The sequence below is a fragment of the Ruegeria sp. genome (assembly GCF_028066395.1).
Taxonomy (GTDB): Bacteria; Pseudomonadota; Alphaproteobacteria; order Rhodobacterales; family Rhodobacteraceae; genus Ruegeria.
Map to the genome: position 1 here is coordinate 25,463 of NZ_JALCBM010000038.1, position 11,745 is coordinate 37,207.

Annotated in this window: 10 protein-coding genes; 7 read left to right on the forward strand and 3 right to left on the reverse strand. The window is 61.5% G+C overall.

From position 1 onward, the window contains the following. Positions 1 to 86 precede the first annotated feature (86 nt). From MPJ51_RS12885 to MPJ51_RS12895, 3 genes are all read left to right on the forward strand, one after another. The gene (locus MPJ51_RS12885) at positions 87 to 1,160 is read left to right on the forward strand and encodes a hypothetical protein (protein WP_298387271.1); all 1,074 of its coding nucleotides are present in this window, start codon (positions 87 to 89) and stop codon (positions 1,158 to 1,160) included. Between the two features lie 151 nt (positions 1,161 to 1,311). Then, complete coding sequence (locus MPJ51_RS12890) at positions 1,312 to 2,853, forward strand: AMP-binding protein (RefSeq protein WP_298387273.1); 1,542 nt, start codon at positions 1,312 to 1,314, stop codon at positions 2,851 to 2,853. Then, complete coding sequence (locus tag MPJ51_RS12895) at positions 2,850 to 3,890, forward strand: 2-dehydropantoate 2-reductase (RefSeq protein WP_298387276.1); 1,041 nt, start codon at positions 2,850 to 2,852, stop codon at positions 3,888 to 3,890. Before MPJ51_RS12890 ends, MPJ51_RS12895 begins: the two co-directional genes overlap by 4 nt. Positions 3,891 to 3,902: 12 nt before the next feature. Here the strand turns inward: MPJ51_RS12895 and MPJ51_RS12900 are convergent, their stop codons facing one another. From MPJ51_RS12900 to MPJ51_RS12910, 3 genes are all read right to left on the reverse strand, one after another. After that, complete coding sequence (locus MPJ51_RS12900) at positions 3,903 to 4,865, reverse strand: D-2-hydroxyacid dehydrogenase (RefSeq protein ID WP_298387279.1); 963 nt, start codon at positions 4,863 to 4,865, stop codon at positions 3,903 to 3,905. A gap of 47 nt (positions 4,866 to 4,912) precedes the next feature. Further along, positions 4,913 to 5,677, reverse strand: a complete 765-nt coding sequence (locus MPJ51_RS12905) for a class II aldolase/adducin family protein (protein WP_298387282.1) — start codon at positions 5,675 to 5,677, stop codon at positions 4,913 to 4,915. A gap of 92 nt (positions 5,678 to 5,769) precedes the next feature. Then, entirely contained in the window at positions 5,770 to 6,504 is a 735-nt protein-coding gene (locus MPJ51_RS12910; protein ID WP_298387285.1) for an SDR family oxidoreductase, read from the reverse strand. 406 nt (positions 6,505 to 6,910) lie between these two features. Between MPJ51_RS12910 and MPJ51_RS12915 the strand changes: the two genes are divergently transcribed. The 4 genes from MPJ51_RS12915 to MPJ51_RS12930 all read left to right on the forward strand — a co-directional run bounded on the left by MPJ51_RS12915 (position 6,911) and on the right by MPJ51_RS12930 (position 11,686). After that, positions 6,911 to 7,906, forward strand: a complete 996-nt coding sequence (locus tag MPJ51_RS12915; RefSeq protein ID WP_298387223.1) for an ABC transporter permease subunit — start codon at positions 6,911 to 6,913, stop codon at positions 7,904 to 7,906. 63 nt (positions 7,907 to 7,969) lie between these two features. Beyond that, complete coding sequence (proX, locus tag MPJ51_RS12920; protein ID WP_298387288.1) at positions 7,970 to 9,004, forward strand: glycine betaine/L-proline ABC transporter substrate-binding protein ProX; 1,035 nt, start codon at positions 7,970 to 7,972, stop codon at positions 9,002 to 9,004. Positions 9,005 to 9,280: 276 nt separating this feature from the next. Then, positions 9,281 to 10,225: a D-2-hydroxyacid dehydrogenase gene (locus MPJ51_RS12925; RefSeq protein WP_298387291.1), complete on the forward strand. Its 945-nt coding sequence runs from the start codon at positions 9,281 to 9,283 to the stop codon at positions 10,223 to 10,225. 30 nt (positions 10,226 to 10,255) lie between these two features. Next, positions 10,256 to 11,686: an aldehyde dehydrogenase family protein gene (locus MPJ51_RS12930; RefSeq protein ID WP_298387294.1), complete on the forward strand. Its 1,431-nt coding sequence runs from the start codon at positions 10,256 to 10,258 to the stop codon at positions 11,684 to 11,686. Positions 11,687 to 11,745: the final 59 nt, after the last annotated feature.

Genomic DNA, 11,745 nt, shown 5'->3' on the forward strand with positions numbered 1-11,745 from the left:
CCTCCTGGCCCCGGCCTTGGCGGTGCAGCGCATTCATGAACCCCGCTTTCGGGAAGCCGGAACACCAAAAGCTACGGAAAACGCCCATGTCTGTAAAATTTCGCCATCTCGGTCACCTTGACATCGAAGGAGGCGGGCAGGTCCATGTGCGCGGCGATGTCTGCGCCATCGGTCATATCGAAGGAACCTACGGGACCACGTTGGTCGATGTGAAAGACCCGACGAACCCGAAAGTGCACAGCCGCCTGACCGTGCCCGAAGGCACCCACAGCCACAAGGCGCGGCTGCACGATGATCTGCTGCTGGTGAATTACGAATCCCTGAAGCGCGGACAGGATGACGGGCCACGCGGGCTGCGGGTGATGGATATCTCTGATCCGTCCAACCCGCAGGAGCTGTCCTTTTTCCACACCGCCAAGCGCGGGGTGCACCGGTTTGATTTCGATGGGCGCTATGCGTTCATCTCGACCGAGCTGAACGGGTATGACGGTAACATCCTGATGACCGTTGATCTGGCCGATCCATCCAACCCGGTCGAGGCTTCGCGCTGGTGGTTGCCCGGCCAAAGCCCGCTGGACGGCGTGACCTATGACGGGCCGGGTCTGAACGAAATCCACCATGCGCTGCGCTTTGGTGATCTGCTGATGACTTCGTGCTGCAACGCGGGCTGGACGATACTGGACATCAGTGATGTGACGTCGCCCAAAGTGTTTTCACGCCATCCGACACGGCAGAAATTCACCCATACCGTCGTTCCCAAGCTGGGTGCGGACGGCAAAATCTCGCATATCATCGCGGTCGAGGAAGCTTGGTGGCATCACCCCGAGGCTGGCGTCGTGATCTCGGATGTCAGTGATTGGGACAACCCCCAAATCGTCAACACGATCGAACTGCCCTATGGTGATCCCAGCCAGCTTTGGGGCTCGCACCAGCCCAACGAAACCGCCGTTGACCGGCTGCTGTTCACCGCCTGGTTTGCCCATGGGTTGCAGGTGTTCGATATTAGCGATCCGTTGAATATCACCAAGGTTGGCGAATACAGCCCCGAACGTCTGGGGTCCCAGGTGATGTCCAACGATGTGTTTGTCGACTGGGATCTGAACCGGGTGTATCTGATGGACCGCCTGCGCGGTCTGGACATTCTTGAATTCAGCGAATGACATCTTCCGGAACATTGATCCATGATAATCAGCAAAAGCGCGTCGCGGTCATGGGCGGGCGTCAATATGCAATTGATGGTCTGCGCAGGTGATGACCTCGCGGCAGAGCGCGCTAAAGTAATCTGAACACCCCGTCGAATGGAGGCACGTAATGGGTAACACGGTCAGCATCGGGCAAATTTTGCAGCATGCGCCCGCATCGAATTCGGCCATTCAGGCCCCGGACCGGCCGGGGCTGAGCTATAGTGACCTCTGCGCCTTCATCAGCCGGGTCGGCGGGCAATTGCGGGCGGCTGGCGTCGGGCGTGGGGCGCGGGTGGCGATTGCCCTGCCCAACGGACCCGAGGCGGCAACCGCTTTTCTGGCCGCCGCGAACTGCGCCGTCGCGGCGCCACTGAACCCCGGGTATAAGCAGGATGAGTTTGCCTATTATCTGGACGACCTCAGCGCGGCGATCCTGTTGACGGGTGACCTTGACGGCCCGGCGGCACTGGCGGCGAAAGGGCTTGGCATCCCGGTGGCGCAGATCTCGGTCGATCCAGACACACCCGCTGGAACCTTCTCGCTGGATTTGCCCGAAGGCGACCCGCTGCCGCTGGCCGAGGCCGCGTCGGATGATCAATGTCTGGTGCTGCATACCTCGGGGACCACGTCACGGCCCAAGATCGTGCCGCTGACCCATGGCAATGTCGCCGCATCCGCCCATAACGTTGCCAACAGCCTTGCGCTGACCCAAGGCGATACCTGCCTGAACGTCATGCCGCTGTTTCACATCCACGGGCTGATCGCCGCCGTCTTGTCGTCGCTGACGGCGGGTGCTTCGATCTATTGCACGCCCGGCTTCAACGCGCTGAAGGTCTTTGGCTGGATGCAGGCCAGCAACCCCACGTGGTACACCGCCGTACCAACCATGCATCAGGCGATCCTGGCACGCGCTGCGCGCAATGCCGATGCGGTGGCGGCTGCGCGGCTGCGCTTTATCCGCTCATCCTCGGCCTCACTGCCGCCGAATGTCATGGCAGAGCTACAGGACACCTTTGGCTGTCCTGTGGTCGAGGCCTATGGCATGACCGAGGCCGCGCATCAGATGGCCTGCAACCCGCTGGGGCAGGGCACGCAGGTCGCGGGTTCCGTCGGCTTGCCCGCCGGGCCGGATGTGGCGATCCTGACCGGGGCGGGGCCGACCACACAGGCTGACCAACTGGGTGAGATCGTGATCAGCGGGCCAAACGTCACCGCCGGATATGAAAGCAACGACAAGGCCAATGCCGAATCCTTTGTCAGTGACGCAGCCAGCGGCAAGACATGGTTCCGCACCGGTGATCAGGGCCGGTTCGATGCGGGGGGTTACCTGTTCATCACCGGACGGCTGAAAGAGATCATCAACCGGGGCGGCGAAAAAATCTCTCCGCGTGAGGTGGATGAGATATTGATGGAACACCCCTCGGTCAGTCAGGCGGTCACCTTTGCGGTGGCGCATCCGCAATTGGGCGAGGACGTTGCGGCGGCCATTGTTCTGAACGAGGGCGAGGACGCCGCCGTTTCCGCCCTGCGCGATTTCGCGGCCGAGCGGCTCGCGGGTTTCAAGGTGCCGCGCAAAATCCTGATCCTTGAGGAAATCCCCAAAGGCCCCACCGGCAAGCTGCAACGGATCGGTCTGGCCAAGACCTTGGGGCTGGAGGCGGATGCATGAGCCGGATCTGCATCTTCGGCGCCGGGGCCATCGGTGGCTATCTGGCACATGCCCTGGCAGGAACCGAGGCTGAGGTCAGCGTCGTTGCCCGCGGTCCGCATCTGGAGGCGATCCGGGAGAACGGCCTGACCCTGATCAAGGATGGCGAACGCAGCACCGTTCAGGTGCAGGCCAGCGCCAATGCCGCCGATCTGGGGCCGCAGGATTATGTGATCAGCACGCTCAAGGCGCATTCGGTGCCCGCAATCGTGGATCAGTTTCAGCCGCTGCTGGGGCCTGATACGGCGGTGGTATCGGCCGTGAACGGCATTCCGTGGTGGTATTTCCACAAGGCCGATACCGGCACAGATCTGGACAATCGCTGGCTGGAAACCGTCGATCCGGGCGGGGCGCAATGGCGGGCCTTCAGGCCGGAGCGCGCCATCGGTTGCGTGGTTTACCCGGCCTGTGCGGTCTCGGCCCCCGGCGAGATCACCCATAAAAGCGGCGACCGTTTCACGCTGGGCGAGCCTGACGGCAATCGCAGCGACCGGGCCATGCGGCTGTCGAAACTGCTGCGCGACGCGGGCCTGCGCGCGCCGGTCAAGCCGCGCATCCGGGATGAGATCTGGATCAAGCTCTGGGGCAATTGCTCGTTCAATCCGGTCTCGGCCCTGACCGGCGCCAGTCTGGATCAGATCGGTGGGGATGCGGCCTGCCGCGCCGTGGTGCGCGACATGATGGTCGAATGCCGCAATGTCGGTCAGGCCGTGGGCGCGCGGTTCAGCGTCCCGATTGAACGGCGGATACAGGGCGGGGCCGATATCATCGGCCACAAACCCTCGACCCGCCACGATGTGGAGCAAGGCCGCCCGATGGAGCTGGACGCGCTGGTCAGCACAGTGCTGGAACTGGCGCGGCGGTTGCAGATTCCAACGCCGACGCTGGATGCGGTTGCGGCGCTGGTGCGGATGCAGGGACAGGTTCTGGGGCTGTATAACCGCCGCCCGGATGTCGAAGTGGCAATCACCGGTGACTACATTCCCTGCGCGGATTGACCCGGCAGGGGGTCAGTATCCCAGCTTGAGATTAACCGAATGGGGCAGGTCCTCGCCCCGCTGATAATGCTCCAGCGCCTCACCAAACCGGGTCACGACCCGCTCGACATAGCGCGAGGTCGCCCCGGCGATGTGTGGCGAGAGGATGACATTCTCCATCGCCCAAAGCGGGTTGACCTTGGGCAGCGGTTCCTGCTCGAACACGTCCAGCGCAGCACCTGCGATCTGACCGGATTGCAGCGCCTCGATCAGGGCCGCTTGATCAACGATATCACCGCGCCCGACATTGATCAGAAAGGCGCTGTCCTTCATCAGTCTGAACGCATCTGCCCCCAGAAACTGACGCGTCCCGTCCGTGCCCGGCAGCGCCAGCACGACGAAATCGCAACGCGGCAGGAAATCCGCCAACTGGTCCGGGGCATAGACCTGATCGACATGTGGCGTGGCCCGCGCGCTACGTCGCATCCCCAGCACCGTCATCCCGAACCCGGTGGCGCGCCGTGCGATATCCTGCCCGATTGAGCCCAGCCCGATGACCCCAACGGTGAATTCCTCCAGCGGAGGCGTCTTGAAATGATCCCAAACGCCCGCCCGCTGATCATCGATCAACTTGCGCACGTTCCAGTGCAGCATCAGCACCGCCCCCATCGCGTAATCCGCGACCGAAGGCCGCCCGGCGAAGTTCGTCACCGTGACCCCCTGCAGGTGGTTGCGCGCGGGCAGCAGCGCATCCACGCCAGCGGTTACATAGTGAATCCATTTCAGCGATGTGGCTTCCTTCAGCGCCTCAACCGGGGGCCGGAAACACACCAGAATCTCGGTGTCCGGGATCATTGGCGCAAGGGTTTCCGGGTCTGATGCGACTGACGCGTTCAACTCGGGGAACTCTCTGCCGAGAACCCGATAATATTCCGCCGCTGTCTCGGGGTCGGGGTGATAGACCGTGACATTCGGATAAGCGTTTCTTCGATCCATCAAGCACTTCCGTTACTCAGGCGCCCATGCACCGGGCTGGCAGGCAATCACGAGGCGTAATCAGCGCCCTCATCATCCAGAAATGCGCGCATCTCGGCCAGATGCGCCTTGCTGTAATCGGGATAGTCTTCCAGCTGTTGCGAGGTCTTCTCGGCAATTTCATGCGGCAGATACCGCAGCGGCTGACCGGTTTGCAGCGCGCGGATATAGGTCTCGGCCGCGCGTTCGAAGTAATATAGCCGGTTGAACGCATCCGCCACATTGGCGCCCAGAACCATGACGCCGTGATTGCCCATGATCATGACCTTTTTCTTCGGGTCCGACAGCATGGCGGCACAGCGTTCGCCCTCGGACTTGAAGGACAGTCCGCCATATTCGGTGTCGATGACGTAGCGGTTATAGAAATTCACCGCGCTTTGCGCGATCGGGGGCAGGTTGGCATCCATCAACGTGCCCAGAACGGTTGAATACATGCAATGCACATGGATAACACAGCGCGCATGCGGGCAGTGGCGATGGACCGAGCCATGAACGCCAAGCGCGGTCCGGTTCGTCTTCTCGGCAGAATCCGCCACATCACCGTCGTCATTGGCATCCAGCAACAACATGTCCGAGGCCTTGAGCCGACCGAAATGGGCGGGGCTGGGATTGACCAGAAACCGGGTGCCGTCCGGGCTCACGGCCAGCGAGACGTGATTGGCCACACCTTCATGCAGGTTCAGCTTGTAAATCAGGCGGGCGGCAGCGGCGAGTTCGACCCGTTCATCCCAATGATCCATTTCCTGCGGTTTGAGTTGTGCTGCAACTGACATATCCAATTCTCCGTTTGGGTCGCGTTCAGTGAGTTTCGATCTTTTCAGGGTTTGCGCACGTTGATGCGCGGGCAATCATTCGGGGTGTTGCTTCAGGGCAGGCTAAGCTTGACCATGCGGCCGCCATCCACCGTGTAGACGTGACCGGTGACAAAGCCGGATTCCTCGGCGGCCAGAAAGGCGATAAGGGCGGCGACATCTTCGGGTTTTCCGGTTCTGCCCACGGGGTGTATCTTGCTGAGCCCGCGCAGCAGGGCATCGGGATTCTCGTGCGACTGAATGAAATCGACATTCAGGTCGGTGTCGATCCAACCCGGGGCCACGGCGTTGCACCGGATGCCTTCCCCGCCGTGGTCGACCGCAACCGCGCGGGTCAACCCGTGCAGTCCGGATTTGGTCGCGCAATAGGCCGCATGCAGCGGGTTGGCGCCAATGCCCTCGGTCGAGCCGACATTCACGATGCTGCCCTTTGTGGCGCGCAGATGCGGCAGCGCGGCCTTGATCAGCAAGAAGGGCGTCGTCAGATTGACGGTCAGGTTGCGTTCCCACTGGTCGAGGGTCATGTCCTCGACCTTTATCTCCTGCATCATGCCGGCGTTGTTGACCAGAACATCCAGCCGTCCGGCCCGGTCGATCACGTCCGAGATCACCTGATGTGGGCTTTGCGTGTCGCTGAAATCGGCGCTGATCGCTTCAAATTCGGGGTCATCCCCCCGTTGTGCGGTAAAGACGCGCGCACCTTCGTCGCGGAGCCTTTGCGCGACAGCCCGGCCAATGCCACTGCGACCGCCGGTGACAAGCGCCACCTTGCCTTCAAACCTGGTCATCGTCTTGCCGCTCCTTGCTGCCGGGTGGTGTCACTCTTTGCCCGATCCGTGCCCTGTGGCTGGATTTCAATCTGCCCTTATTTGGATACAAAATATTGTCCAGGTCAAGTGTTTGGGGTGAGTTGTGCTGAATTTCTGTATTTGGGGGTATTGGGCGGTAAATATGGGGAATTGGCAGTGGTTTTGCCGGTTTATCACGTCATGTGCGGGTGATTTCACGAGGGTTGGATTTTTCGATTGTTGACAGGTGTGATCTCATTTGCATACATTTTGAGTGAGACAGCTACATGTGTAACGGCAAACCAAACGCCCTCTGACATGATGTCGCGCCGCGGGCCTGATCATCGGGGCCCTGCGGTGGCCATCAGTCGACCGGGGATAAACTGAACAGGGAACACATACCTCAATGTCCGAATCACAAGCAGCCAACTGGTTGGACCCGTTTTCCGGCAACGCTCTGCCGATCGCCCAGAACTCCGAAAAGGTCATCATGGATTTCCTGGTGGAGAACCGGTCGTTCTTCAATGTCATCAAGGAGCCGGTGGAATATCTTCTGGTGAGCCTTGAAAACACGCTGACGGGCTCGCCACCGCTGGTGGTGCTGGCCTGTGCAGTGCTGATCGCCTGGCAGATGGCGGGGCGCAATCAGGCGATTGTGACCGGGGTTCTGCTGGCCGGTCTGGGCTTTATCGGGCCGGGCATGTGGGAGGCGACGATGACCACCATCTCGGTGGTGTTGTGTTCGCTGTTTCTGTGCCTGTTGCTGGGCATTCCGCTGGGCATCTGGGCGGGGTTGAGTGATCGCGCCTATGCGATCATGCGGCCGATCCTGGATACGATGCAGACGATCCCGTCCTTTGTGTATCTGGTGCCGGTGGCGATCCTGTTTGGCGTGGGCAACGCGCCGGGCGTGGTGGTGACGGCGGTGCATGCGCTGCCGCCGGTGATCCGTCTGACGGCGCTGGGTCTGCGGCAGGTGCCCGAGGATGTGATCGAGGCGTCGGCCTCGTTCGGGGCGACGCCGACGCAGGTTCTGCTGAAGGTGCGTCTGCCGTTGTCGGTGCCCAGTATCATGGTGGGTGTGAACCAGACGCTGATGATGTGCCTGTCGATGGCGGTTGTTGCGTCGATGATCGCGGTTGGCGGTCTGGGGCTTGAGGTTCTGCGCGCCATTGGCCGTCTGGACGTGGGTCTGGCGATTGTCAGCGGCACGGGGATCGTGGTTCTGGCGATCATTCTGGACCGGATCACGCAAGGCCCGGTGGAGCTGGCCAAGAAGGACCCGCATCGCAAGTGGTATCAGCACGGCCCGGCGCGTCTGGTGTGGTTGCTGGTCCGGGGTGTCACCGGCTCGAAGGCGGGTGCGCCCGAGCAGTCGATGGCTGCGGACAGCGCCTCGTGACCGTCCTGTCCGGGACCGCTGCGCGGGGAACAATCAGGAAAGAATGCTCATAGGGAGGGCAACATGAAACGAGTAACACCAAAAGGGCTGACCACCGCGTTCGGCGCGCTGGCCATCGCCGCAACAGCGCTGACCGCAACCGTCGCCAACGCAGCCGACTATATGACACCGGGCGAAGGGGTGACCGTACAGCCCACAGGCCCCGGATTTCTGCGCACGCAACTGGAGGAAGAGGTTGTCATTCGCGGTTTGAAAGAGCTGGGATATGACGTGAAAGAGCCCCTGCACCTGAAATATGCGCTGATGTTTCTAACTGTGGCCAGCGGCGACGCGGATTATGCGGCCGGATATGCGCATCCCTTGCATCAGGCCTTTTTCGACAAGGCGGGCGGCGACCAGAGCCTGAAAATCACCGAAACGGCGCTGTATGGTCCGATGCCGTCGGCGTACTATGTGGACAAGGCATCTTATGACGCGGGCATCCGCTCGATCGAGGATCTGAAGAAGCCCGAGAATGCTGCTCGGTTTGACACCGATGGCGATGGCAAGGCGGATCTGGTCGGCTGCCAGCCCGGCTGGGGCTGCGAACGGGCCATCGAACATCACATGGACGCCTATGAGCTGCGTGACCATGTCACCCATGTGCAGGGCGAATATGCGGTTTTGATCGCCGACGTTGTTGGCCGGGTCGGGCAGAATGACCCGGTTCTTTACTATGCATGGCGCCCCTATTGGGTGAACAACATCCTCAAGCAGGGGGTCGAGGTCGAGCGTCTGGAGGTGCCCTTCACCTCGGTCGGCGATGACCCGAGCATTACCGCCGAGCAGACCACGATTGACGGCAAGAACCTGGGTCACCTTCCGTTCAATCGCCATTTGGTATCCAACAAGGATTTCCTGGAAAACAACCCGGCGGCTGCGACGTTCATTGAACTGGCGCAGATACCGATCGAGGATATCGAGGCGCAGCGCCTGCTGATTTATCAGGGTGAAAAACAGCCCGAAGATATTGAGCGGCATATCACGACCTGGATCTCCGACAACCGCGAGGCTTATGACAGTTGGCTGAAAGCGGCGCGCGACGCGGCGACGAACTGATCCGCTGTTATCCCGGGCCGACGCCCTCATCGCGTTGGCCCGCCATCCACTGTATCGGACCCAAGCCCTTGGTGAACACCCAGCACCCTTTGTTCGATTGTACCGCCGAGGGCGTCCCCATGGGCATCGAACAGAGCCTCCCCAAATCAATCTCAATCCCTGAATCTGAAGCGCTTTGATTGCCACTGACACCCCTATGAAAGCGACGATATCCACGTACAATGACCGCGCCCCGGCTGTGCCGGGCGCGCTGCACTATTCTGCGCGAGAGGCCGAATGAAAGTTGCCATCTATCACCCGGACACATCCATGGCAGGCGATCTTCACGATCACCTCATCGGGCAGCATCCCGAATTGCAGGTCGCGGCGGCATCTGCGCCGGACACGCTGGATGACATATTGACGGAGGCCGAGGTTCTGCTGGCCTTTCGACCCCCTGCCGACAGTCTGGCAAAGGCCGCCAACCTCAGATGGTTGCATCACACCAGTGCGGGCGTGGATGCCCTCATGCCCGCGCGGGATCATCTGAATGGGGTGACGGTGACCAATTCATCGGGCATCCATTCGCTGATCGCGGATTACTGCATCTGCACCATCCTTATGCTGCACTGGAATTTCCCCAAAGTGCTGGAAAACCAGCGCAACCGGAACTGGAGCATGTTCCGCACACCACCGCTTGAAGAGTTCACCCTGGGTATCGTGGGGCTGGGCTCTATCGGGAAAGAGGTCGTGCGTCGGGCGCAGGGCTGTTCGATGAACATTGTCGGGATGCGGCGCAGCGGTGACCCGGTGCCGGGTGTCTCGCAGGTTTACCGCCCAGATCAGATGGCCGAGATGCTGCCGCAATGCGATTTCGTCGTGCTGGCAACGCCGGGAACCGCCGAGACGCGCAAGCTGATCGGGGCACCGGAACTGGAATTGATGAAAGACACCGCCTTTCTGATCAATGTCGGGCGGGGCGATGTGGTGGACGAGGCCGCGGTGACCCATGCGCTGCAATCCGGCCAGATCGCGGGGGCGGCCCTTGATGTCTTTGAGCAGGAGCCGCTGCCTGATGACAGCCCGCTCTGGTCGATGGAGAACGTCATCGTCACGCCGCATGTCTCGGGCACAACCTCGCGCTATACCGAGAGGGTTGTGGGCAAGTTCTGCGAAAACCTTGAGAAATATCGCGCCGGAGAGCCGCTGCCCAATATAGTCGATCTTGATCGAGGGTACTGACCGGCTTTTGCTGTTGAATTGGAGAAACCGATGGACGTGAACAAGAACCTGATCGGGGGCGTCTGGGAGGATGGCGCTTCGGTCACGGAAAACCTTAACCCTGCGCAGCCGGATGAGGTGGTCGGTCGCTATGCGCGTTCGGATACCGAGGCGGTGAAGGCTGCCGTGGCCGCTGCTGCACAGGCTTTTGAGGGCTGGGCCAATGCCTCGCCCCAAATACGGGCCGATCTTCTGGATGCCGTCGGCACGCGCATTCTGGCTGAGAAGGACGAAATCGGTCGTCTACTGGCACGCGAGGAAGGCAAGACCCTGGCCGAGGCCATAGGCGAAACCATCCGGGCCGGGCATCTGTTCAAGTTCTTCGCGGGCGAGGCGCTGCGGGTCGAGGGCGATCTGGTGGCCTCGGTCCGTGCAGGCGTCGATGTCGAGGTCACGCGTGAGCCGCTGGGGGTCGTTGGCCTGATCACTCCGTGGAACTTTCCGATTGCCATTCCGGCGTGGAAGATCGCCCCGGCGCTGGCCTATGGCAATACGGTGGTATTCAAACCGGCGGAGCTGACCCCGGCCTGCGCGCATCTTCTGGCGCGATTGCTGCATGAATGCGGCTGCCCGCCCGGTGTGTTCAATCTGGTGATGGGGCAGGGCTCGGTCATCGGTCCTGCATTGACGGCGCATCCAGATGTGACGGCGATTTCCTTCACCGGATCGGAAGGTATCGGTGCTGGATTGGCCATGGAATGTGCCCGCAGCCGCAAGAAGCTACAGATGGAGATGGGCGGCAAGAACCCGATGGTGGTTCTGGACGACGCCAATCTGGATACGGCGGTTGATACCTGCCTGAACGGTGCGTTTTTCTCGACCGGGCAGCGCTGCACGGCGTCGTCGCGGCTGATCGTGCAGGCGGGCATTCATGACCGTTTCGTCGATGCGCTGACGCAGAAGATGCAAGCGCTGGTGGTGGGCGACCCGCTGGATGGCGCGGTACAGATGGGGCCGGTTTCGTCGCAAAGCCAGTTGGACGGCAATCTGGGTTATGTGACCTTGGCGGGCGAAGAGGGGGCCGAGGTTATCGGTGGCTCCCGTCGCGACAGGCCGGGTTACTTTCAGGACCCCGCGCTGTTTCTGGGGGCCAGCAATGACATGCGCATCTGTCAGGAGGAGATATTCGGTCCCTGCGCCAGCGTGATCAAGGTCGGTGATTTTGATGAGGCGCTTGCGGTCGCCAATGACACCCGGTTCGGGCTGTCCTCGGGCATCTGCACCACCTCGCTGGCCCATGCGCGGGCGTTCAAGCGGCGGTCATCGGCCGGGATGGTGATGGTCAATCTGCCGACGGCGGGGGTCGATTACCACGTGCCCTTCGGCGGGCGCAAAGGCTCCAGCTTTGGCGCGCGCGAACAGGGGCGTTACGCGGTCGAGTTCTTCACCTCGGTCAAGACCGCCTATGTGAACGCGGGCTGAGCCATGGAACTGGCGGCCTCCCTTTCCGCGCTGCTGGGGCCGGAGGGCTGGAAAACCGG

What these genes read in the sequence shown, in the direction of transcription:
- MPJ51_RS12890 (WP_298387273.1), top strand. Translation starts at nt 1,312, where the DNA reads ATGGGTAACACGGTCAGCATCGGGCAAATTTTGCAGCATGCGCCCGCA.
- MPJ51_RS12930 (WP_298387294.1), top strand. Translation starts at nt 10,256, where the DNA reads ATGGACGTGAACAAGAACCTGATCGGGGGCGTCTGGGAGGATGGCGCT.
- MPJ51_RS12900 (WP_298387279.1), bottom strand. Translation starts at nt 4,865, where the DNA reads ATGGATCGAAGAAACGCTTATCCGAATGTCACGGTCTATCACCCCGAC.
- MPJ51_RS12925 (WP_298387291.1), top strand. Translation starts at nt 9,281, where the DNA reads ATGAAAGTTGCCATCTATCACCCGGACACATCCATGGCAGGCGATCTT.
- proX (WP_298387288.1), top strand. Translation starts at nt 7,970, where the DNA reads ATGAAACGAGTAACACCAAAAGGGCTGACCACCGCGTTCGGCGCGCTG.
- MPJ51_RS12905 (WP_298387282.1), bottom strand. Translation starts at nt 5,677, where the DNA reads ATGTCAGTTGCAGCACAACTCAAACCGCAGGAAATGGATCATTGGGAT.
- MPJ51_RS12915 (WP_298387223.1), top strand. Translation starts at nt 6,911, where the DNA reads ATGTCCGAATCACAAGCAGCCAACTGGTTGGACCCGTTTTCCGGCAAC.
- MPJ51_RS12885 (WP_298387271.1), top strand. Translation starts at nt 87, where the DNA reads ATGTCTGTAAAATTTCGCCATCTCGGTCACCTTGACATCGAAGGAGGC.
- MPJ51_RS12910 (WP_298387285.1), bottom strand. Translation starts at nt 6,504, where the DNA reads ATGACCAGGTTTGAAGGCAAGGTGGCGCTTGTCACCGGCGGTCGCAGT.
- MPJ51_RS12895 (WP_298387276.1), top strand. Translation starts at nt 2,850, where the DNA reads ATGAGCCGGATCTGCATCTTCGGCGCCGGGGCCATCGGTGGCTATCTG.